The 22,133-nt window shown below is 63.2% G+C and carries 17 protein-coding genes; 6 read left to right on the top strand and 11 right to left on the bottom strand.

The window, feature by feature from the left end; translation table 11 throughout:
* Window positions 1-52: 52 nt before the first annotated feature.
* Genes JW929_10875 through mltG form a run of 3 tightly spaced genes read left to right on the top strand, consistent with a single transcriptional unit; the run spans window position 53 to window position 3,037 of the window.
* Window positions 53-1,477, top strand: coding sequence for a hypothetical protein (locus JW929_10875; protein MBN1439902.1), 1,425 nt, complete (start codon window positions 53-55; stop codon window positions 1,475-1,477).
* Window positions 1,474-1,896 (top strand): Holliday junction resolvase RuvX, encoded by a 423-nt coding sequence (gene ruvX / locus JW929_10870; protein ID MBN1439901.1) that lies wholly within the window; start codon window positions 1,474-1,476, stop codon window positions 1,894-1,896. The genes JW929_10875 and ruvX overlap by 4 nt, the downstream gene beginning before the upstream one ends.
* Window positions 1,871-3,037: an endolytic transglycosylase MltG gene (mltG, locus tag JW929_10865; protein MBN1439900.1), complete on the top strand. Its 1,167-nt coding sequence runs from the start codon at window positions 1,871-1,873 to the stop codon at window positions 3,035-3,037. The genes ruvX and mltG overlap by 26 nt, the downstream gene beginning before the upstream one ends.
* Window positions 3,038-3,454: 417 nt before the next feature.
* On the opposite strand, the gene JW929_10860 is transcribed toward mltG, so the two are convergent.
* The 11 genes from JW929_10860 to pheA all read right to left on the bottom strand — a co-directional run bounded on the left by JW929_10860 (window position 3,455) and on the right by pheA (window position 17,321).
* The gene (locus JW929_10860; GenBank protein MBN1439899.1) at window positions 3,455-5,041 is read right to left on the bottom strand and encodes a DUF2723 domain-containing protein; all 1,587 of its coding nucleotides are present in this window, start codon (window positions 5,039-5,041) and stop codon (window positions 3,455-3,457) included.
* Window positions 5,042-5,161: 120 nt separating this feature from the next.
* Window positions 5,162-6,121 (bottom strand): phosphatase PAP2 family protein, encoded by a 960-nt coding sequence (locus JW929_10855; protein ID MBN1439898.1) that lies wholly within the window; start codon window positions 6,119-6,121, stop codon window positions 5,162-5,164.
* A gap of 44 nt (window positions 6,122-6,165) precedes the next feature.
* On the bottom strand, window positions 6,166-7,530 hold the full coding sequence (locus JW929_10850) for a DUF1015 domain-containing protein (GenBank protein MBN1439897.1): 1,365 nt from the start codon (window positions 7,528-7,530) through the stop codon (window positions 6,166-6,168).
* A 185-nt stretch (window positions 7,531-7,715) separates the two neighbouring features.
* Window positions 7,716-8,165 (bottom strand): type II 3-dehydroquinate dehydratase, encoded by a 450-nt coding sequence (aroQ, locus tag JW929_10845; GenBank protein ID MBN1439896.1) that lies wholly within the window; start codon window positions 8,163-8,165, stop codon window positions 7,716-7,718.
* 69 nt (window positions 8,166-8,234) lie between these two features.
* Window positions 8,235-9,800 carry a 3-dehydroquinate synthase gene (aroB, locus tag JW929_10840; protein MBN1439895.1) on the bottom strand — a complete coding sequence of 522 codons (1,566 nt, stop codon included), beginning with the start codon at window positions 9,798-9,800 and terminating at the stop codon, window positions 8,235-8,237.
* A 729-nt stretch (window positions 9,801-10,529) separates the two neighbouring features.
* Window positions 10,530-11,714 (bottom strand): chorismate synthase, encoded by a 1,185-nt coding sequence (aroC, locus tag JW929_10835; GenBank protein MBN1439894.1) that lies wholly within the window; start codon window positions 11,712-11,714, stop codon window positions 10,530-10,532.
* On the bottom strand, window positions 11,711-12,556 hold the full coding sequence (gene aroE / locus JW929_10830; protein ID MBN1439893.1) for a shikimate dehydrogenase: 846 nt from the start codon (window positions 12,554-12,556) through the stop codon (window positions 11,711-11,713). The genes aroC and aroE overlap by 4 nt, the downstream gene beginning before the upstream one ends.
* Window positions 12,553-13,890 carry a 3-phosphoshikimate 1-carboxyvinyltransferase gene (gene aroA / locus JW929_10825; GenBank protein MBN1439892.1) on the bottom strand — a complete coding sequence of 446 codons (1,338 nt, stop codon included), beginning with the start codon at window positions 13,888-13,890 and terminating at the stop codon, window positions 12,553-12,555. The genes aroE and aroA overlap by 4 nt, the downstream gene beginning before the upstream one ends.
* Entirely contained in the window at window positions 13,887-14,789 is a 903-nt protein-coding gene (locus JW929_10820; GenBank protein ID MBN1439891.1) for a prephenate dehydrogenase/arogenate dehydrogenase family protein, read from the bottom strand. The genes aroA and JW929_10820 overlap by 4 nt, the downstream gene beginning before the upstream one ends.
* 242 nt (window positions 14,790-15,031) lie before the next feature.
* Window positions 15,032-16,042, bottom strand: a complete 1,011-nt coding sequence (gene aroF, locus JW929_10815; protein MBN1439890.1) for a 3-deoxy-7-phosphoheptulonate synthase — start codon at window positions 16,040-16,042, stop codon at window positions 15,032-15,034.
* Between the two features lie 49 nt (window positions 16,043-16,091).
* A complete protein-coding gene (gene pheA, locus JW929_10810) occupies window positions 16,092-17,321 on the bottom strand; it encodes a prephenate dehydratase (protein ID MBN1439889.1) in 1,230 nt (409 codons plus the stop codon).
* A gap of 584 nt (window positions 17,322-17,905) precedes the next feature.
* On the opposite strand from pheA, the gene JW929_10805 reads away from it, so the two are divergent.
* From JW929_10805 to JW929_10795, 3 genes are all read left to right on the top strand, one after another.
* On the top strand, window positions 17,906-19,498 hold the full coding sequence (locus JW929_10805) for a M48 family metalloprotease (GenBank protein ID MBN1439888.1): 1,593 nt from the start codon (window positions 17,906-17,908) through the stop codon (window positions 19,496-19,498).
* Between the two features lie 170 nt (window positions 19,499-19,668).
* The gene (locus tag JW929_10800) at window positions 19,669-20,628 is read left to right on the top strand and encodes a hypothetical protein (GenBank protein MBN1439887.1); all 960 of its coding nucleotides are present in this window, start codon (window positions 19,669-19,671) and stop codon (window positions 20,626-20,628) included.
* Window positions 20,629-20,699: 71 nt separating this feature from the next.
* Window positions 20,700-21,602 (top strand): hypothetical protein, encoded by a 903-nt coding sequence (locus tag JW929_10795; protein ID MBN1439886.1) that lies wholly within the window; start codon window positions 20,700-20,702, stop codon window positions 21,600-21,602.
* Window positions 21,603-22,133 lie beyond the last annotated feature (531 nt).

Genomic DNA, 22,133 nt, shown 5'->3' with positions numbered 1-22,133 from the left:
CGGCTGACCGGCCATGGTCCATCGTCCGCGATCCATGGCCCAACCGGAGCCCATGAAAGAGCAAATCCTCACCCTGGAACGAACCGACGATCTGCATTCCATGCGCGACAAAATCGCCCGCACCCAGGCCGGCCGCCTGATTCTGCTTTGGAACGTGCTGGAGGAGCCCCTCACCCGCCGCCTGGACCTGGCGTTGATGGCCCGCTGGGCGGCGGCGGCCGGCTCGGAGCTGGCGGTGGTCAGCACCGACGGGCAAGTCCTCCGACTGGCGCGCGCCGCCGGCATCGCCTGCTATCCGACCCTTACCGCATCCGCCCTGGCCGGTCTGTCCACCCGCTCCCGCGCGGAGAAGCGGCGCGCGCGTCCCAAACCCAGAACTCGGCCGACCGCGCCTCCGCGCCCGTCGGGGCGGCCCGCGCCTCCCGCGCTCGTGCGGATCGGGTGGTTCGCGGCGGCCGCGCTTTCCATCGCCGGCGTTCTGTTCCTGCTGCTTCCCTCCGCGAAGGTGCATGCGGTTTTCCCAACGCGGACGGTCGCGGGATCCGAATCCCTCGATCCGTCCTACTGCCGCCGCCTAACCCTGCAGTTGACACTCAGCGGGCGCCGCGTCACCGGAGGCCGACTTCTCGTCCCGACCGCCTACGCGGCCGGAGAAGTCACGCTCACCAATATTTCCGTGGGGGTGCTTAACCTCGCCCCGGGCTTGCTCCTGTCCTCGGACGGGGGCATCCTTTTTGAAACCCTCGAAGGGATCCAGCTGCTGCCCGCAAGATCGCAATCCGTATCCGTACGGGCGGCCAAGCCGGGGCCCCAAGCCAATCTGGCGGCCGGGATGGTGAACCGCGTCATGGGTCCGTTGGGGCTTTCCTTAAAGGCGGAGAATTTCCAACCCATGTCCGGGGGCGCCCAGGATTGGCGGAACTCCGTCACCGCTTCCGACCTGGCCGCCCTGCAAACGGAGCTGGCCGAACGGATGATGGCGGAAGCCAAGTCCGGATTTGAGAATCTCGCCGGCGCGGAACGCATGGCGGTGGAGGGCTCCCTGCGCGTGACCTTCGACCCGCAGGACGCGCCGGACCTCCCCGTACATTCCGCCGCCGACAGCGTCGGGTTGACCCTGCACGGTTCCGCATCCCTGTCGGTCTGCCCGGCCGAGGTCGTCCGCACCCGCGCCCGAACGAAGCTGGCGGCGGCTCTGCGGCCGGGGGAAACCCTGTTTGCAGATGACGTTTCCATCCGTCTTATGGAAAACTCGGCGGGGGCAATCATGATCGCCGCCTCCGGTTCGGCGGTGGCCCTTCCCAACCGAATGGAAATGGCCGCGGCGCTGCAGGGCCGATCCCCCGATCAGGCGGCTTCGATCCTCCGTGGCCGGTTCGGCGCCATGGAGGTCCGCGGCGTCGAGGTGTATCCGGATTGGCTTCCCTGTCTGCCGCTGTTCCCCTTCCAGATCGAGATTCTGGCGGAGGCGGATTGAAAATCCTCGCGGTGGACCCCGGCCTGCGCAAAATCGGATTGGCGGTGAGCGATCCTACCGGGACGGCGGCGCGCGCGTTGGAGGTATTCCGGCCCGGATCCCTGCGGCAGGCGTGTGAGAAGATCCTGGAGGCCGTCCGGCGCGAACAAGCGGGACGGATCCTGATCGGCCGATCCGGCGGGCCGGATTCCGTCCCGGACGACCTAACCCGCTTCACCCACCGGCTGCTCGCCGACTTGCGCGCGGCGGCGTCCGTCCCGGTCGATCTGTACGACGAATCCTTTTCCACGGCGCGCGCCCGGGAGATCCGCCTGATCCGCGGCGAGAGACGCAAGGCCCGCCGCGCGGAGGACGATTCGCTCGCGGCGGCGGCCTTCCTACAGGAGTATCTGGATGCCCAGGCGGAATCCCAACCCTAAACCGGAGCTCAACGCGTGGAAACCGTTCCTCGGGATTTTTCTGTCCGGGATCATCCTCTCGCTGATCGCCTCCTGCGCCGTCCTGCTACTGAGCGAGGATTCCGGAACGCCGCTGCCGAAGCCGGCGGACGATCTTTCCACGCTCGACCTGCTTTACCTGCGGGCTTACCTGCGCCTGCACTACGACGACCTGCGTTCGCCGTCGGCGCCGGCGGACGGGGTGTTTGACGTCGTCGAGGGCGAGACGGCGGCGGAGATCTGCGTCCGGCTGGAACAGCAGGCCTGGGTTCACAGCGCCGACCTGGTCTGCAACTACCTCCGCTACACCGGGGGCGACAGGCGGATCGGCTCGGGTTCCTTCCTCATCCGCGCGGGCCAAAGCCCGCAGCAGATCGCCGATTCGCTGGCCAGCGCCGAAAGCAAGATCCGCCTGTTCACGCTGTTCGCCGGGTGGCGCCTCGAAGAAACCGCCGAGGCGCTGCCGCAATCGGGCATCCCCATGCTGCCGGCCGAGTTTCTGGCGGCGGCCTCCGGGCGCCCCAACAGCAGCGGCAGCCTGACCGCGCTGTACGCGGAAATCCCGTCCTGGGCGAACCTCGAGGGTTTTCTGTTGCCGGGCCAATACCGCCTGGTTCCCGGCGACGCGGCGGAGAGGCTGGTGGAACGGATGGCGGTGAACTTCTGGCAGTCGCTCTCCCCCGGATGGATCGAGGCCGTGCGGTCCCGCGGGTTGAGCGTGTACCAGGCGGTAACGATGGCGTCGATCATCGAGCGCGAGGCGATGTTGGAGGAGGAGATGGCGTTGATCGCCTCGGTGCTGTACAACCGTCTGGCGATCGACATGCGCCTGCAGGTCGACCCGACCGTGCAATACGCCTTGGGTTTCCAAACCGACCGCGGGGGATGGTGGGCCAGCCCGTTGCGGGACGCCGATCTGGGGCTGGATTCACCATACAACACGTATGTTTTCAGCGGCTTGCCGCCGGGGCCGATTTGCAGTCCGAGCATGGCGGCATTGGACGCAATCGCGCAGCCGGTGCCGTCGGGCTTTTATTATTACCGCGCCGCCTGCGACGGATCCGGCCGCCACAACTTCGCGGAAACCTACATCCAGCACCTGGCGAACGCCTGCGGGGGATGATCCCCTTCCTCCGCACCGTTCTTAAATCCCCCACCCTTCTTTTGTTGTATCTCCTCAGCTCCTCGTTCCTGCCCGTTCCTCACCCCAACCCCCACAACCCCTTCCCCCTCACCCGAGATAAGTCAGGAGAGGGGGAAAGCCTGTCCTTGAGCGGGAGTGAAGGGAGGGCCAGGGAATAGTTCTTTTTAATCATTCTGAGGCTGAGCAGATACGGACGTTTATAAAATTTTTGCTTCGGGTTAAGAACACACCTTTAATCCGGCTTTTCCGAGGAGCAGGCCGAGGATCAGGGAAGGAAATACGTTTGAGTCCGCTCCGGAGTTTTTTCAAGGCGCATCCCTGGCCTCTTTCTCCAGGGCTGACGGGACCGATTCACGGCTTGTCCTCGCCCCGATTTCCGCCGGCTCCTCCGCTTTGCTATTGGAAATACAGCAATCCGTTCCGAAAGATCAGGGTGTGCATCCCTTCCGGAACGGAAACGTAATAGAAATCTCCGTCGACAGCTTCGAACTCCGCCTCCTGCCCCGCGATCGCCATCCCTTCCTGCATGGCGTCCCGGATGCTTTCACTGGACAAGAGAATGCCGGTTACCCCGTCTTCCAGCGCCAGCGCATCGTAAACCATGTTTCCATCCGGGTCCAGATAATAATTATCTTCGCCGTTCTCGCTTTGAAAAACCCATCCCATGGGCAAAATTCCGGATTTGGGTTTGTAGGCGCCGGAAGGATAGGCCTCGGCCACCATGAAGGTCCGGTAGTCGGGAAGATAGTAGCTGATCTGCCGGAAGCCGCGGGATCGGGAATCATCGGCCAGGATGATGGTGCTTTCCGGAGAATAGGTTTCCACCAAGCGCCGCGCATCCTGCCAGGTGGAATTTTGGTAGCGGATCAACGGATAGGCGCCGGTCAGGAAAACCGAAATCCCCGCAATGCCGAAGACGAGGAGGCTGAGAATCATTTTGGATTCCACGGATGCTCCGCGGCTTTCTCCGTCCGCTCCGCCCGCGGAAAAAAAACGGAGGATGAACTCGCGCAATCTCGGCGGGGTATGGATGAACAACGGCGGGAGGAGAAAGAGGATGTATCCCGTCTGGCCCATGTGAACCAAGCCGATAACCAGCAGGTTGGGAATCAGCCAAAAATACAGGAACTGCTTCTCCCAGGCCGGCCGATGCCCCCGCGGGACGGTTACCCCGCCGATCCATCCGGCGAGGAAGAGCAACAGGCTGATCCCTCCGCCGTAGAACATGGCATAGGAAAAATCAAACCCGTTGTATTTGATCAGCGTGGAAGACAAAACCGCGAGAGATTGGAAAAATCCAACGACGCCTCCGGAGTTTGCCATCAGGGGAACGAACCAGGCAAGGCAGATGCCGGACAACAAGGCCACGGCAAAAACGATCACCCGTTTGCGAAAAGAAACCAGGGAACGCAGGAACAGGGGCAGCAGAACGACCATCGTCGTTTGCCGGATTCCGCCGCATATCCCGAGCAGCAGGGCCGCGCCGTAGGCCCATCGGCTCTCCCCTTCCAGCATCCGGAAACACGCGTATCCGATCAGGAGGAACATCATCATTTCCACCGAGTAGTTCAAGGCGGTTTCGTCGTACAGCCACACCAGAGGGCTGGTGAGCAATAGAACGGCGGAAAAGACGGCGTCCCGTTCGGAAAACAACTTTCTGGCAAACCAATAAGTCATCGCCACGCTTACCGCGCCGGAAAACACGCTGATCCACACCAGGCTGGCGTTCGGATCCTGGGTGAGCAGCGTGAGGATTCTCCCGATCCCGATATAGAGGATATATCCCGGCGGATGCGGGCGATGCTGGTGAATGCTGAAACCGCCGATCCCCAAAGCGTAGTTCACCGAATCCCAATTGAAGAGAACCTGGCTGCGAAACGGAATTCTGACGATTGCGGTCAGGACGAACAAACCGAAGGCGGTTGCCGCGGGGGAAAACCGTTTGCCCTTCGAAAAGAAATCGCCGTTCACCCGGTCCATCATGCCCAACCGACCTCCCGTGCGGGACACTCAAAATAAAAAGACGGGGGGATTATACTATTCTCATCGCCGCCTCAAAGCGCCGCGGACGCGCACCCTGCAGCACATCGGCGGATTGTGCAGCTATGCTTTTTCGATCCTTTCCCCGCTGAACTTGGCCATCACATTTTGGTAGGCGTTCACCAGCCGGGTTGGAATTCTCAGCTTCTGACTTAAAATAATCGATCCGGCGAATGCGATTCCGGCGTAAGCCCAACCGGCGAAAATGTCGATCAGGTAATGATGGCCGAGGTACATGGAGAAGAAAGCCACCCCCAAGGGAAGGATCAGCGTCGGAATTCCCTTCCTGCCCCAGACGAGCAAACAGAACAGCGACGAATACAGGGGATAGGCGGCATGGAGGGACGGCATGGCCGCTACGGGATTGCCGGAGGAGATGATCGCCTCCGGCGAAATCGCGCTGTGCGATAGGGCAATCGGCATGCCCGGCAGGTAGCCGTAGTGCGACGCCCACCACGGCGGCGCGGCGGGAAAGAAAACATAGGTAAGAAATGCGGCATAGGAGAGCATCGTCAGGCCAAGCAGATACGGCCAGTACTGGGCGCGCCGATAGTGCCAAAGCAGGAGGGCGAGCACAACCGGAACAATAAAATGCGACATGTAGAAGGCATTCGCGAAGATGTCCACCAACCAGGCATAGGATTGCGCCCCGAGAGTCTGCTGCAATTCATAGGCCGGGATCCGCCCGCCGGTCAGGGCGCGCTCCCAGGCGATGAGATCGGTGATGTGGACATCCGAAAAGCCCAGGGTGTCCGCCATGTTGCGCATGCTTTGGTAGGTTATCAGCAGGAGCAGGAAGGGGGCAAAGTTCAGCAAAAAAATTCGGTCCCGGGCGCGCCAAAGCAGCAGGCTGAAGAGAAGCAGGGTGACCAGATCCAAACCCGGGAATCTCCCTTGGCCGATCATCAAGCCCGAAACCACCAACACGACCCCGATTTGGAAAAGGAGAATCAGGCGCTGGTAGGGAAGAGTCCGCGGGACCGGAGATTCCGCCGGCGGAGACGATTCGTTTTCGAGGGACATTCCTCTCCTTTGTCTGCCGGAAGAAAGGGGCCGGATGAGGGGCTTCACCCCTTCGCCGAATTATTCATATTAAAAAACACCAGGCCGGAGAGCGGCTTGGGGTAGAAATGGGTCGATTTCTGGGGCATTTTTTCGCGGTTGTCGGCCACCGTCATGATTTCGTCCAGAGCGGTGTGGTTGAGAATCCACGCCGACTGCATCTCGCCGGAGCGGACCTTGTCGATCGCCGTTTGGACCTTAGGCGTGTAGTGGACGGTGGTCTGAGGTTTGATCTGGTCTTCGGCCAACCCGAGGAGCATCTTGTAGACAACGGACTTCAGAAGCGAGACGTCGAGCAGGCGCAAGCTCAGGGACCCGCTCTCCCCCTCCACCAGTCGGGTGGCACGCTTCTCGTCGATTTCCAGCAGGTAGTAGGCGTTGACATCCTTGAGCGCCACGCCGAATTTATGGTCCCGCGGATCGGCGTTGCGGAGCTCGCGCAGCCACATTTCGCGGGCTTCGAGCTCATCGCCCTCCGAGAAGGAATAGGTTCGGACCACGAACCCCAGCTTGACCGCCTCGCGGATGGTCTGCTCGCGGACGGCCGGCAAGCCGGTGAGCATGCGGTGGGTTCCGATCGTCGTCAACCCCTCCTGGTTGGCCGAAACCAGGTACATCATGATGAACTCCCAGGGCGCATCCGGCCCGGCATCGGGGCGCAGTTTGCGCATCTCGTCGCGGATGGTCAACATCGTCTGGTAGCGATGATGGCCGTCGGCGATGTAGATCCGGCGGCCCGAGACCGCCTCCGCCACCGCCGCGCACTGCTCCGGATTCACCAGCCGCCACAGCCGGTGACGGAACTGGTTCGAGAGTTCGGTGTGGTCGATCACCTGGATGTCGCGGTCGCAGGTGGCGAGGATCCGATCCACGGTGTGGTGCGGGTCCGGATACATGCTCCAGATGTATTCGAATTGGGTGTGGGTGGTCCGGGTGAGGCGGATGCGGTCTTCCAGCGGTTCGCGGATGATGTTCTCGTGGGGCAGGATTTTCCCGCTTTCGTAATCCTGCAGGCGGACCAATCCGATGAAGCCGGAGACGTGCCGCGGCGGAAGCCCTTCGACCTGAAAATCCTGCTCATACACCCAAAAGGAAGGCCGCCGGTAGGAAACGATCGACCGCTCCGCGCGCCACTGCGCCAGCAGGTCCCGGCTGCGGATATAGCGGTTGTTGCCCTCGTCGTCGCCGGGCTCGATTTTATTCAGGATCAGCCGGACGACGTTGTAGGGATGCCGGCGGTAATACTCCTCCTGCTCGGACGGGCTGATCACGTCGTAGGGACGGGAGAGGCACAGGCCGATGTTCTCAATCCGTTCCGGATTGTAATGCTCCGCCCGAAACGGCCTGACCTCGTTGATCGGTTCCGTCATTCCCTGTCCTCCAAACGCGCCCGCGCCGGAATGCGCCGGACCCTCCTCCGCGCCGGCCGTCCGCCGGATCGGATTTCCGCCGCGCACCGGTTTTCTCTTTTTCGGCAAACGGGATTCGCGGGATTATACCGCCGTTCCAAACATTTTTCGACATCCGGGGGAGCCCGCATCCACTTCCGCCGGGATTATTTGCCTTTGAGGGAATCGAGGTATCCGAGGAGACCGAGCAGACCGAGTTCGTAGCCGCGCCAGCCAAATCCGCAAAGGGATCCGATGCAGACCGGGGCGATAACCGAGCGATGGCGGATTTCCTCGCGGGCGAACACGTTCGAGATGTGGATCTCGACAACCGGAAGCCGAACGGCGCTCAGGGCGTCGCGGATCGCCAGGGAATAGTGGGTCAAGGCGCCCGGATTGATCATCAGGCCGTCGGCCCACGCGCGCGCCTCCTGGATGGCGTCGACGATATCCCCTTCGCTGTTGGATTGCAGAATCCGCAGTTCGGCGCCGCGTTCCTTCGCCAGGGCCTCCAGGCTGCGGTTGATTTCGGCCAGAGTCACCCGGCCATAGATTTCCGGCTCCCGCTCCCCCAGCAGGTTCAGATTCGGTCCGTGGATCAGCAGGATTTTCGCCATACGCTCCCTCTCCGCGCCTCCGTTGCCGCCCCGCGCCGCGGGTTCCTCCGCGGGCGGCGCGGCAACGGCTCAGCCCCGGCATCCGATGGATATCAGCGCCGTCCTCACATCCTCTTCGGCGACATCGAGGCCCACACGGACCTTTCCGGCCGCAATGGGCAGGGCCCATTTCACCCTTCCGCCGCGCCGTTTTTTATCGGCCCGGACATACTCAAGGATTTTATCCACCGGCGCATCGTGCTTTACCGGCAGGCCGAAGGTTGTCAACAGAACCGTCAGCCTCTCGCCCAAGTCGGTCTCGGCCAAACCGATCTTTTCCGCCAAGTGGGATTCCGCAACCATGCCCAGCGCGACCGCTTCGCCGTGCGGGATCCGGTAATCCGAGTTGGCTTCGATCCCGTGGCCCAGCGTGTGGCCGAAGTTAAGCGCCTCGCGCGGGCCGCGGCGCTCGAACGGATCCTCCTCCACCACGCGGATTTTCACCCGCGCCGCCCTGCGGACGATCCAATCCAGCCCGTCGGGGGTGATCCGGCCCGAGAGCGATTCGATCTTGCCCAACAGTTTGGAATCGCCGACCACGGCGGTTTTGATCGCCTCGGCCATTCCCACCCGCAGTTCCTGCGGCGGAAGCGTGGCGAGCACGTCCAGATCCTCGATTACCATCGCCGGGGGGTAGAAGGCGCCGATCAGGTTCTTCCCCTGCGGCATGTCCACGGCGGTTTTTCCGCCGATCGCTGCGTCAACCATCCCCAGCAGGCTGGTGGACAGCGCCACCCACGAAACGCCGCGCAGGAACGTCGCGGCCGCGAAACCGGCCAAGTCGGTGACCACGCCGCCGCCGAGGGCCAGCACCGTCCCCCGGCGCTCCATCCGCAAGCGATGCAGGTCCGCGTAAACGGATTCCAGCGTGGGGAGGGACTTGGTGGATTCACCCGCCGGCAGGACGATCAATTCGACCGACTCGGGCGCCAGCGCCCGGCACACCGTATCCAGATACAGCGGCGCAACGTTCGAATCGCTCACCGCCACAAACGGCGGCGACAGTTTGCGCTCCTCCAACTCCATCCCCAGCCGCGGGAGTATCCCCCGTCCGATCAGGACGTCGTAACCCGCCCCCATCGCGTTGACATGGAAAATGCCCGCCACCAGTTGGATCTTGCGGACCACATCCTCCAGGGCCAGGGTGGTTGTATCGAGCGTCATCGGGAACGATGCGTACAAAGCCGCCCGCTTGGCGAGGAGCGATTTCAACCGTTCGAGAGGGCCCGGTCCAGCGAGCAACGGACGTGCGTTTAATTCGTCGCCCATGCGCTTGAGGATGACTTCCGGTTCGCACATCAAACACACCACCGGGCCGTCTTGCTCCACCTGGTCGCGGTTTTCCGGATCCACCAGGGTTCCCCCGCCCAGCGCCACGACGGTGCGGGTGGATTTGGATAGCTTCTTCAACAGCTCCTTTTCGCGGCTGCGGAATTCGGCTTCGCCTTTCTGCAGGAAGATCTCGGTGATCGGCATCCCGGCTTCGTGTTCGATGATTTTATCGGTGTCGAGGAAATGCCAGCCCATCCGTTCGGCAAGCAGCATCCCGACGGTGGTTTTTCCGCATCCCGGGGGTCCGTAAATGTAGAAGTTCATCTCCAACCTCGACGGCAGATTCTTCCCTTCCCGCGGTCCGTCCGCCCTCCACAGCGGACCCGGGCAAAACCGCTCGCATTGTGCGGCCGATTGTATCGCAAAAAAAAAGAACCGGGGAAGGCCGTGTTCCACGAGGGACGCGGAGCGGTTCGGAAAAATCCGCGTATCTCCGTGTTCGCCCTGGATGGGCAACTAGTAATTTATCTCACGGATTCGAAAATACTCATACATCTTATTTCGACAGAATAATCTCAGCATAACATCACCGGTGCTATAGGTTTTGTCCTTCGCCCCGGCATAGCTTCCCCGCGCCCGCCCTCGCAAAGCGAGGGAAGCGGATTGTATTTCGCAGACATCCACAACTCCCAATCCCTGGATCCCCGCGAAAGACACCCCCGGCGAAGAACACGCAGAGGGCCGGCGCGAGAATGACGACACCGCCAGAAGGCGATGTTTCAACGGAAAAACCGTTTACCCATTTTCCAGACAGCCCTTTGAACCCTAAAATTTTGAGAGGGATTTTTAGGGCACAACACTAGCAGGTTGTTGATAAAGCCCGTAAAGGGTGTCATTCCGAAGGACCGCAGGGAGCGAAGCGATCTCCTTCGCTGGAAATAGGAGGAGATTGCTTCGCCCGCCCCGGCGCGGGGTGGGCCGGGGTCGCTTCGCTCCTCGCAATGACATCGCTAGGCTTTTTCAACACCCTGCTAGAATCAACCCGATGGAAAATCACCAGAAGATCTTCGGCTTCGGATCGAGGCGGATGTCTCCCGCCGCGCCCCGCGCCAGGCCGCCGAAGCGGGCTTGCAGCTCCGCCATCGAATCGCCTCCGCACTTTTCCAAGACCGCGCCGGCCAGGACCAGGCAGACCATTCCTTCGCCGACGACCGCCGCGCGCGGCACGGTGCAGAAGTCGGAGCGTTCGTAGCGCGTCTCGGCGTTCCGGCCGGCGGCCAGATCCACCGACGGCTGCGGGGAAAGCGTGGTCGCAATCGGCTTCATCGCCGCGCGGACGACGACCGGTTGGCCGTTGGTGATCCCGCCTTCGACGCCTCCGGCGTGATTGGAAATGCGGACCAGCGCGCCGCCCGCGATCCGGATTGCGTCTTGGGCCTGCGTTCCGGCCATCCCCGCCAGCGCGAATCCGCCGCCGATCTCGACGCCCTTCACCGCCGGAATGCCGAACAGCGCGGCGCCCAAACGCGCACTCAGACGCTGCTCCCAGGCCGCGCAACTGCCCAATCCCGGAGGCACGCCGAGCGCCGCGATCTCGAAGACGCCGCCGACCGTTTCTCCGTCCGCCATCGCCCGGTCGATCTCGGCCTGCATTTTTTCCAATACCGCCGGATCGGGGCAGCGCAACGGGTTCTCCTCGGCCCGCTTCAGCCGCTCTTCGGGCGGGTCCGCCGCGAGGCCGGCAGTCACCGCCCCGATTTGGACTACGCAGCTGCCGACGGATATCCCCAGGCTTGCAAGCATCCTCCGGCATACCGAACAAGCCGCCATGCGGGCGGCGGTCTCCCGCGCGCTGGCCCGCTCCAATCCCGGGCGCAGATCGTCATAACCGTACTTCAAGGCCGCGGTGAGATCGGCGTGGCCCGGACGCGGAACGGTCATCGCATCGACGGGGCGCCCCTTCCACTTTGCGTGATCGGCGTTTTCGATCAGGATCGCGATCGGCGCGCCGGTGGTTTTTCCGCCCATCACGCCGGCCAAAATCTGCGCCGAGTCGCGCTCGATCGTCATTCGCGGGCTGGCGCCCCGGTAGGGCGGACCGCCCAGCCAGCCGTTCCGCCTGCGGATCAAATCCGGCTGAAGGTCCTCCGGCTGGAGGGGCAAACCTGCCGGGATCCCTTCGAGGATGGCGGTCAGGGCGGGGCCGTGCGATTCTCCGGCGGTCATCAGACGGATCATTGCCTTTCCTCCGCTTCCATCGCCGCCCGCGCGGCCGACATCATCGCCTCGCGGGGCGCGCGGACTCCGGTCCACAGTTCGAACGACAACGCTCCCTGCTCGACAAGCATCCCCAGTCCGGAGGCCGTCCGATTGCCCCTCAGCTTCGCCTCCCGCAGAAATCGGGTCTCGATCGGATTATAGACAAGATCGTAGACGCAGGCCGATTCCGGAAGCGGGAGAGCGGAAGGCCAGGGCGTCGCTTGCACCGCGGGCCACATCCCCGCCGGCGAGGCGTTGACGATCAATCCCGCCCCGCGAGCCCTTTCGATCAATTCCGGATCCTCCCATCCCAGGACGTCCACCCTTCCCCCGCCGAGTTCGGCGGCGAGCGTCCGCGCCTGATCCCGGATCACCGCCACGATTGTGACCGGGCAACCGCTCTGCACCAGCCCAAGCACGACCGCCCGGGCCGCACCGCCCGATCCGATCACCAGCGCGGGCTTGCCCCGGGAATCCATCCCGTTCCGCTCCAGGTCGGCGAGAAAGCCGGGCAGATCGGTATTGTGCCCGATCAATTCCGCTCCGCGGCGGACGACGGTGTTGGCCGCCCGCAACTCCGCCGCAGCGCCTTCCAGCCGATCAAGATGCGGCAGGATCTTCTCCTTATAGGGCACGGTGACGTTCGCGCCGCTCCAATCCGGATCCGATTTCAACTTGGCCAGCACCTGCTCAAGCTCCGCCTCCCGTTCGACCGGAAGCAGGGAGTATCCGCCCGATAAACCGAGGGCCCGCAGAGCGGCGTCGTGCATCGCCGGCGAAACGGAGTGGCGGATCGGCCACCCGATCAGCACAGCCTTCATGCCAGCCTCGCTCCAAGGGCGCCGGCCAGCGCCGGGAAATCCGGAAAGGATTCGCCGATGCTCTCCGCGCCGTCGATCTCGACCCCGTCTGCGGAAACCATGCCCGCCACCGCCAGCGCCATCGCCAGCCGGTGGTCGCCGCGGGCGTCCGCCAAGCCGCCGCGGATCGAGGCCGGGCCGCGGATGGCGAAGCCGTCGGGGCTTTCCTCCACGGGAATTCCGACCGCCCTCAATTCGCCGGCCAGGGCGGAAATCCGGTCTGATTCTTTTAACCGCAGCTCCGCGGCATTCCGGACTTCCGTCGTTCCACCGACGCACGCCGCGGCGACGGCCAGCGCCGGAAACTCGTCGATCATGTCCACCACCTCGCTGCCCTCGATCACGGTACCCGCCAGCTCCCCGGCTCGGACCCGCAAATCGCCGACCGGTTCACCGGACAATTCGGCATGTGTCCGTTCTTCGATCCGGGCTCCCATCCGCCGCAGGACGGCCAACAATCCCGTACGGCGCGGGTTAAGCCCGACGTCCTTGAAAAGAACGTCCGATCCGGGCACAATCGCCGCCGCGACGATCAGGAAAGCGGCGGAGGAAAAATCACCCGGGATGCGGAGATCGAACGAAGGCAGGGGCTTTTCAAGCGGAAACACCCGCGCCCATCCGGGTTCGGCGGTCAATCGGATTCCCAACCAACGCAACAGCCGCTCGGTGTGGTCGCGGGAAGGAGAAGGTTCTTCGACCAAGGTGGACCCTTCCGCCGCCAAACCTGCCAGCAGAAGGGCGGTCTTAACTTGGGCAGAAGCAACCGGCATCCGGTGTTCAATCCCATTCAGGCGACTGCTTATAAGCCGGAATGGGGCGCGTCCAGGCTCATTTGTCGGCGAGATTCGGGCGCCCATTTCGCATAGGGGTGCAAAAAGGCGCTTCATCGGCCTTTTTCGTAATTGCTCGGATCCGTCGAAGAGGAATTCCCGTCCACCGGTTGTGGATTCCCACGCCGGAATTCCAGCCAGCATCCCGGTCAACAGCCGCATGGTCGTCGCGGAATTCCCGCAATACAAAGGCTGAGCCTTTGTTCCTCCCCCGCCCGATGGCTGGAATCCGCAACCTCCCGTTCCCGTAACGCACAAGGCACCGTCCTCCCAGGAAAAACCGGCGCCCAGGCAGGCGAGCGAATCCAGCATTACGCGGGTGACGCCGGCGTTCAGCATCCCTTCGATCCGGCTCTTCCCTTCCGCCGCGGCGGCCAACAAGGCGGCGCGGTGGGAGATGGATTTATCGCCCGGAAGACGAACTTCTCCGCGCAACGCCGGCGACCGCCGCGAGCGAAGTCTCATGCCGTCCCCTGGGGGTCGGAAGGCTCGAGCAGTTCCTGCCGGGCGCGCCGTCCCTCGGCCAGCAGGACCTTCAATCGGGCCTCATCCCCTTCGCGGACGCGCAACCCCAGCGCCTCCAGCCGGTGGATGTATTCTTCGAGGGCCTGCAGGACATGCTCGCGGTTGGTCAGAAGGATATCGGTCATCATCTCGAGGTTGGAAGCCGCCAGCCGCGACGTATCGCGAAAGCCCGGCCCGACGAGCGCGGAAGCGGAAGGCAGGCGCCGGGCGGTTTGTGCCAGCGCCACCGCCACCAAGTGCGGCAGATGGCTGGTGCTCGCCACCAGCGTATCGTGTTCGGCGGCGCCGAGCTCCAGCGGGAGGGCGCCGAGGACCGCGGCCAACTGCCGGCCGGCATCCGCCGCGTACGGCTCCGATCCGTCAATGGGGGTGAGTACGAATGGTGCGCCGCGGTACAGCCCGGGATCCGCATGGCGGATCCCCTGGACTTCGCGCCCGCAAATCGGATGTCCGCCGACCGGGGAGTAGCCCTCGCCGAGCGCCTCCATCGCCTTGACGATTTCGCTTTTGGTGGAGCCGATGTCGATGACGATCCGGCGTTCCCCGCGCGGCGGACGGATCTCCGAAAGCTCCCGCAGAAGCGCCAGGATCGTGCGGACCGGCGCCGCCAGAACAATCAAATCGGATTTGGCAACCAAGTCCGGCAGGTGGAGCGCCAGCTCGTCGACCGCCCCCCGCTCCAGCGCCGCCTGGTCCGCGACGGGATCCGAATCCAATCCGATCCGCCGGCGGCATTTTCCAGATAATCCGAGCGCCAGCGAACCGCCCATCAGTCCCAGTCCGACGATGCCGACGACAAAATCTTGGATCCTATGCGACTCTGCGTTTTCGGGGGGCATGGCAAAAGGATCTTCTATTCCTCAAATCGGAAATCATGGAGCTGCGGGAAGCTGTCCTGCCGGTCGGGCGAAGTCCGGGCCGCCGGTCCGCCCGGGACGTTTTCCGACCCCCGGATATGGGAATGCCTTGCCCGGGCGACCACCGGGCAGATCGCAACCGCCGGCAGCCGTCGAGCCGGGCGGCGCCGATGCGCGGCGTCCGCGATTCTACGCCATTCGGGGCAACGCCGCCGCGGATCCGCCTAACTCCGCCCTACGGCGGCGGCGATTCGCTTTACCCGCATAACCATCTCGGCGAACGATTCCGGCCGCAGGCTTTGCGCGCCGTCGGAAAGCGCTTCTTCCGGATGCGGATGGACTTCGATGATCAAGCCGTCCGCCCCGGCGGCGATCGCCGCACGGGAGACCGGCTCGATGTATTCGCCCTTTCCGGTGGAGTGGCTCGGATCCACGATCACCGGCAGATGCGAGAGCCGCTTGACGACCGGAATGGCGTTGATGTCGGTGGTGTTGCGGGTGGCGGTCTCGAAGGTGCGGATTCCGCGCTCGCACAGGACGACCCGCGTATTCCCGCTGGAAAGGAGGTATTCGGCGGCCATCAGCCACTCTTCGACCGTGGCGCTGATCCCGCGCTTGAGCAGGACCGGGTGCCCGCTTTTCCCCACTTCCAGCAGGAGGGGGAAGTTTTGCATGTTGCGCGCGCCGATCTGAAGCATGTCGGCGTACTTCACGACCGTCCCGACCTGATCGGGAGCCATCACCTCCGTCACCACCGGCAGGCCGGTGGCGTCGCGGGCTTCGGCCAGCAGCTTTAATCCTTCCTCGGCCATGCCTTGGAAGGAATACGGCGAGGACCGCGGCTTGTACGCCCCGCCGCGGAGCATGTGCGCCCCGGCCGCCTTGACGGCCTGCGCGGTTTCCAGGATCTGCTCGCGGCTTTCCACGGCGCACGGCCCGGCGATGAACACCACCGCTTCGCCGCCGATGACGGCCGATCCCACGCGCACGACCGTGTTTTCCGGACGCGCGTCGCGCGACGCCAGCTTGTACGGCTTGAGGATCCGGACCACCCGCTCCACCCCCGGCAGGATCTCCATCTGCTCCCAGTCGATCGGCCGCTCGTCCCCGAGCACGCCGATCACCGTGCGCTCCTCGCCGCGGGAGACGTTCGCGCCGTATCCCATTTGCCGGATGTGACGCACGGTCTCCTCGATATCCTCGCTCTTGGCATGGTTTTGCATGACAATCACCATAATCCCTCTCCGTTTCTTGAAAATTCCGGCCGCCCGTCCGCCTGCGCGCTCATTTGGTTTCCCCCAGGGTCCGGGTCGGGTAGGAGCCCAATTGGCGCACAAACTCCGTATGCGTGCTCAGTTCCGCCAACACGTCGATCACCTTCGGATCGGATGCATCGCCTTCAAAATCCAGATAGAACAGGTAGTGCCAGGGCTTCTTGCGGTCCGGGCGGGATTCGATCTTGCAGAGGTTGATTCCGCGCCGGGCAAGCACGTTCAGGCAGGCGTGAAGCGCGCCGGGTTTGTGCCGGGTGGCGAAAATCAGCGAAGTCTTGGCCGGCTTCGCCACCGGGCGGTTCTCCTTGGCCAACAGGAGAAACCGCGTGTAGTTCACCTGGATGTCCTGGATCGAACGGGCGATGACGTTCAAGCCGTACAGGCGTGCCGCGGTTTCGCTGGCGATCGCCGCCCGGTCCGGTCGCTTTTCCTGGGCGAGGATCCGGGCCGCGCCGGCGGTGTCGTAGACCGGCACCGCTTCCCAATGCTGGGAGGCGATCCAGCGCGCGCACTGTTCCAGCGCCTGGGGATGGCTGATCACCTGGCGGACCGTTTCGACTTCCACGCCGGGGGCCAGCATCGCGCACTCCCGGACCGGAAGGATGTATTCGCCGATGATGTGCAGGTCGTTTTCAAGCAACAGATCGTAGGAGGTGTGGATCGACCCGGTGGTCGAATTCTCGACCGGCAGCAAGCCGGCCTCCGCGCGGCTGCTGGTCACCGCCAGGCAGATTTCCTGGAACGTGCGGCAGGGGATCCGCGAGGTCTCCGCGCCCAATCCAAGCAGGATGGCCTCTTCCGAGAAGGCGCCGTGCTCCCCCTGGAAGGCGATCGAGACCGGCGCGCGGAAAGGAGCCGGGGCCGGTTTTTCCGCCGGCGCCGCCGCCAAATCCGGCCTCAACGATTCCGCCTCGTGAAGGTACACGTGGCGGATCTCCTCCGGTGACCGCGCGGTGTTCCAGAGGATCAGCACGCGGATGCAGCGCGGGATGCTGCCGGCCACGTCGATCTCGTGGGTGCAGAGCATGGCCGTATCGTTCCAGCCGATCTCGCGGGCGGCCGTCGCCGGGAAGGCAGCGTTTAAATCCGGCGTGGTGGTGAAGACGATCGACGCCAACTCCTCCGGCTGGAAGCCGTTGCGCTTTTGGATTTCCGTCAGCAATTCCTTCGTACGCCCGAGCAGATCCTCGGAATGGTTGCCGGGCGAGGTGGTCGCCCCTCGAATTCCCCGAACGGGCATGCTGGCCTCCGAATGCCCCGCCGGTCCGGCCGCCAGCCGGATCCGCGGGGGGGATAAAAAAAACCGCGAGGCCGTCTGGCCTCGCGGTATGTTTTGGGAAGGTTGCTGGTTCCGGACCTTCTTAACGCGAAGCGACGGCTGCTTGGCGGTAGCCGTAAAAATACGCGTAAAAGAAGAAAGCCCGGTTCGGTTGCATCGTGGGCGGCATATTAACATGCTCGGCCGATTCCGTCAAGCCCGACCTCGACCCAACCTTAGTGTCCGACCGCGGAGGCCGCTTTCCTCTTTCCAAGCGGCGCTGAGGATTGCTCCCCGCCTGGTAAACACCGCCGCAATCCGACCCCGCAGGTACGCGAGGAGCGACGGCCCGGTTCCCGGGAACGCCGGCAGGGTTCCCGCCGCCCTTTTTGACATATTATGGCCGCAAATGTATCATGGGGAAAAATCCGTAGAAACCGGTCCATCCCCATCCTACAGCGTCAACCTTCAGTGCTTCAAGGCGCCATCTCAAGCACAGGGCGCGGTTCCGGCCTTGGGGAAAAATCAATCCGCCGGATGAATCCCGCGATTACGGGAGGAAGGATATGATCAACCTTTTCTTTCGGTCTGCGCTGGTTTTGGCCCTTTTGTTCGGCCTGCTGTTCGCGGTCGGGATGGGGGTGGTGATTTACTTCGACCTCCCGTCCGTCGTCGCGGTGGCCTTCGCCCTGGGAGCCCTCCTGCTCCAATACGTCCTCGGGCCGTTCGTCTTGGAACTGATTTACAAAATCGAATGGCGGGAGGCCAACAGCCTTGATCCGCAGCTCGCGGCGTTCATGGAGAAGGTCTGCGCCGAGCATGGGATTCCCGCGCCGCGCTTCGGCGTGATCCGCGACGGCAACCCGAACGCCTTCACCTTCGGCCACTACCCGGGCGACGCGCGCCTGGTGGTGATCTCGGGGCTGATGGACCGCCTCGATCCGGAGGAACGCCAGGCCGTCGTCGCGCACGAGCTGGGTCACATCGCCCACTGGGATTTCGTAGTGATGACCATGGCCGCCGCCATCCCGCTGGTGCTGTACGTCCTCTACATCACCATTCGCGGAAGCGGACGGCAAAAGTACCGCAGCGGAGGGTACGCAGCTCTGATCGGCTTGCTGTCGTATGCGGCGTACATCATCAGCCAATACATCGTTCTTATGCTCTCGCGGATCCGGGAATATTACGCCGACCAATTCTCGGGGGAACAAACCCGCAACCCCGATGCGCTGTCCTCGGCGCTGGTGAAAATCGCCTACGGGCTGGCCCGTGCGCCGAAGGAAGCAGGCAAAAAAGACGACTCCCGCATGGTTGCGGGAAGGGCTTTCGGCATCTTCGACCCCAAAGTGGCCCAAACCCTCGCGTTGATCGGCGCCGGAACCGGCGCGGTTTCCGCCGCCGCGATAGAAGACGCGATGAAATGGGATCTCTGGAATCCTTGGGCCGGCCTTTTCGAGTTGAATTCCTCGCATCCCCTGCCGGCCAAGCGAATTCGGGCGTTGGAACAACAAACCCGGGAGTATCGGCCAACCTCGCGGTTTCGCTTCCAAGCCGAGCGTCCGGAAAGCTATTGGGACGAGTTCCTGGTGGACGGCTTGGTGCAATGCCTCCCGCTCCTCGGATTGCTCGGCGGGACCGCCGCCTCCCTGGCGCTGGGAATCGCGCTCGGCGCGAGTTGGAAATTGCTGGGGATCGCCCTGCTCTGCACCTTCGGTGGATGGTGGCTGCAGCGAAGGTTCTCCTACCGCCACGCTTTCGACGAAGCGCGCAACGTGAAATCCCTGATCGGCGAAGTGAAAGTGTCCGCTGTCCGTTCCATCCCCTGCACGATCGCGGGAAAAATCATCGGCCGCGGGGTGCCGGGCCTCTTCTATTCGGAGGACTTTGTGCTGCAGGATGACTCCGGGTTTCTTGTCCTGGATTACCGCCAGCCGTTGCGGATAGTCGAATTCCTCTTAGGTTGGCGGAAAGCCGAAAAGCTGATCGGCCTGCAAGGCAGCGCAACCGGGTGGTACCGCCGGGCCCCCCGGCCCTACTTCGAACTGCGCACATTGACCCTGGAAACCGGAGAAAAGGTCACCAGCTACGTCTACCCCCTGACTCAATCCTTGGTCTACGCGGGATTGGACGCCGGAATCCTGATGACGATTCTGGCATAACGGCCCGCGCCGTTGCGGCGCCGCCGGTGACGCTTTGCCTCCGGCAGGCGGGGGAGGCAAAGCGTCCGGACTGCTGACAGGATGCGACGCGGTTCGTCCCGAACCGCGCGGCTCCCCTTCGATCCCCCGCCTGTCAACTCAACCAATCGCTTCCCTTGAGACGGGACAACATGCCATTGACCATCGTCATTACCCGCGATTTCGACCAGATGAGCAAGGCGGCGGCCGCCATCGTCGAGGAGGACATCCGCAAGCGGCAAGCGGCGGCCGAGGAGTACGTACTCGGCCTCGCCACGGGCAGTTCCCCCACCGGGCTGTACCAAAATCTCGCGGAAGCTTTCAACTCCGGGCGGATCGATCCGGGTCGGATCCGATCCTTCAACCTCGACGAATACGTGGGCCTGCCCGGGGAGAACGCGCAGCAGCGCGGACTGCATTCAGAATCCTACTGTTTTTTCATGATCTCGGTCTTGTTCTCCCGGCTGAACCGCAAATTCCGGGAAACCAACGTGCCTTGGGGAACGTTGATCGACCAGAACGAATTAATCGATGCGCTGGAGCGGCATCCGGATTGCTACGAGTTGCAAGGCGCCGATCAGGGAAAAGCCGTCGTCATCCGGTCCGGCGCCTGCGGCTTTCTGCGCGAGGTGCAAGAACGGATTCTCGACGCCTATGTGCGGAAAATCGCCGGTTGCGGCGGAATCGACCTTCACGTGGTCGGGATCGGCGGACGGGGCCATGTCGGATTCCACGAAACCGGGATCCCTTTCGAGGGCAATCCCATGCTGCTTGTCCGCTTGGACGACAGCACGGTGGAGAACGCCGTCGCAGATGGGCACTTCGCCTCGGTTGACACCAGCCCGCGCTACGCGGTCTCGATGGGCGTGGAGCTGATCTTTCAGGCCAAGACGGTCGTTCTGCTCGCCAACGGCGCCCGGAAAACCAGCCCGGTATGCGAGGCGGTCCTGGGGCCGGTGACCTGCGCAGTCCCGGCATCCTACGGCCAGGCATTCGCAAAGCGGGGCGGGCGGATGGTGTTTGTCCTGGACGAAACGGCCGGCGCCCAGCTGTTGGCCCGCCGGCCCGAGGTCGAGGCGCGCGGGTATGAAATGGTCGACGCCCGCGGATGACCCGCAGGGGAAAGTCGGATCCGGCGGCACGCCGCGCTCGATCCTTGGAAAAGATTCCGGAGCCGAAGCCCATGCGGGAATCGATCATCGGTTTGTTGAAGCAATCCGGTCCCCAAACCGGAGCCGGACTCCATCAAGCCTTGGGCGGCGAGGCGTTTCCGCTGTGGAAGGCCTGCCTACTGTCGCCCGCACTCGCGGTCCGCAGGATCGGCCGGCGATATTTGCGCCTTGACCGGCGGGTGGCCGGATACCTGCGCCTGTCCCCTTCGATTTTGCGGGAGTTCCTCACCTACACGGCGGTGGGCTTGGCGAAGGATCCCGCCGCGCTGGACAGGCGTGCGCGGGAACTCCATTCGACGATCCAAGAAATCAGCCGCAAGAAACGGGAGCTTGCAACGCAGATTCTGACCGAGATCGCCGAACCTTTCGCCGCCGGGGGCGAAGGCCAGCAACCTTTTTGTGCGGTCTTGGCCGGCGATATCGTCTATGAAATGGCCCATGCCGTGGACAGGCCGGAACGCAGTACGGGCAGCATGGTTTGCGGGTCGGATTTGGACATCGTGGTGGTCGTCGGGGACGAGGCGCCCGATGACCTGGTCGCCCGGCTGGACGAAGCCGTGTACCGGAAAAAGTATCAATACCTCAAGCACCCCGCCTTCCGCGAGGAAATCGATTACGTCGTCAAGCGGTTCCAAAAATTGCGGGAGCAATCCGCTTTCGATACCTTCGAACGGATGTTGGCATGCAAAATATTCGACGAATCCGTGCGGATCTGCGGCAGTCCGGAACTTTTTGCGCAAGGGAAGCAGCTGCTTCGCGAGTGCGGGGTCGTCGAGCGGCTACGGTCGATGGAGGAAGCGGCCGCCCGGGCGCGGGAACAGCAGGAACGGCAATTGCTCGCCGCCGAGGAGAACCCGACCCGTGACGACCTCGGGCTTTTTTACACCGACGACGAATCCGAGGAATTCGAGTGATCTCCGCCCCGGCACGGCCCGCAGGACCGGTCCTACGACCCGGCGCTTTAACAATGCTTCACCGCCGCTCCCCACACGGCCGGCGCTTAAAAAAAACACGACCGCATAGGGAAAATACTCCGCCGGCCGAATAACGGTAATAGGCAAGCACGGTCCGATTACGAAAGGCTGTTTTTCCATCTGGATTTCCCGCTTTCGGCAGCCTCGGCAATGGAAAGCCGGAAGAGTAATCGTGGAAAGAACCAGTTCCTCTTTCCCAACCTACCTTTTTTTTCATCTTTCCCCCCTCATTCCATCCTCCCGTCACTGTTCTGCACTCCGCGCGGGACAGGCGTTCCGGGATACATTCTCCCAGCCCATCTCTTAAGACTGACGGATTCGATTAATTGCATTTTCCGCTGTTGTGGGGCTGGGAAGCCGGTCCCGGTGCAATTCCGGAAAAGGTACCCGAGATGCGGATGAAGGATAGGCTGAGGAGAACCCGGGGGTGTACTTCCTTAGAGTTTTTATCCCTTGGAGAGATTTCCATTC

The sequence above is a fragment of the Anaerolineales bacterium genome (assembly GCA_016928575.1).
In the GTDB taxonomy this organism is placed as follows: domain Bacteria; phylum Chloroflexota; class Anaerolineae; order Anaerolineales; family RBG-16-64-43; genus JAFGKK01.
The sequence above is the reverse complement of the archived record's forward strand: the minus strand, read 5'-3'. Positions and strand labels throughout refer to the sequence as shown.

Coding starts and splice junctions, on each gene's coding strand:
- JW929_10875 (MBN1439902.1), top strand. CDS start 53: ATGAAAGAGCAAATCCTCACCCTGGAACGAACCGACGATCTGCATTCC.
- mltG (MBN1439900.1), top strand. CDS start 1,871: ATGCCCAGGCGGAATCCCAACCCTAAACCGGAGCTCAACGCGTGGAAA.
- JW929_10860 (MBN1439899.1), bottom strand. CDS start 5,041: ATGATGGACCGGGTGAACGGCGATTTCTTTTCGAAGGGCAAACGGTTT.
- JW929_10855 (MBN1439898.1), bottom strand. CDS start 6,121: ATGTCCCTCGAAAACGAATCGTCTCCGCCGGCGGAATCTCCGGTCCCG.
- JW929_10850 (MBN1439897.1), bottom strand. CDS start 7,530: ATGACGGAACCGATCAACGAGGTCAGGCCGTTTCGGGCGGAGCATTAC.
- aroQ (MBN1439896.1), bottom strand. CDS start 8,165: ATGGCGAAAATCCTGCTGATCCACGGACCGAATCTGAACCTGCTGGGG.
- aroB (MBN1439895.1), bottom strand. CDS start 9,800: ATGAACTTCTACATTTACGGACCCCCGGGATGCGGAAAAACCACCGTC.
- aroC (MBN1439894.1), bottom strand. CDS start 11,714: ATGATCCGTCTGATGACCGCCGGAGAATCGCACGGCCCCGCCCTGACC.
- aroE (MBN1439893.1), bottom strand. CDS start 12,556: ATGAAGGCTGTGCTGATCGGGTGGCCGATCCGCCACTCCGTTTCGCCG.
- aroA (MBN1439892.1), bottom strand. CDS start 13,890: ATGAGACTTCGCTCGCGGCGGTCGCCGGCGTTGCGCGGAGAAGTTCGT.
- JW929_10820 (MBN1439891.1), bottom strand. CDS start 14,789: ATGCCCCCCGAAAACGCAGAGTCGCATAGGATCCAAGATTTTGTCGTC.
- aroF (MBN1439890.1), bottom strand. CDS start 16,042: ATGGTGATTGTCATGCAAAACCATGCCAAGAGCGAGGATATCGAGGAG.
- pheA (MBN1439889.1), bottom strand. CDS start 17,321: ATGCCCGTTCGGGGAATTCGAGGGGCGACCACCTCGCCCGGCAACCAT.
- JW929_10805 (MBN1439888.1), top strand. CDS start 17,906: ATGATCAACCTTTTCTTTCGGTCTGCGCTGGTTTTGGCCCTTTTGTTC.
- JW929_10800 (MBN1439887.1), top strand. CDS start 19,669: ATGCCATTGACCATCGTCATTACCCGCGATTTCGACCAGATGAGCAAG.
- JW929_10795 (MBN1439886.1), top strand. CDS start 20,700: ATGCGGGAATCGATCATCGGTTTGTTGAAGCAATCCGGTCCCCAAACC.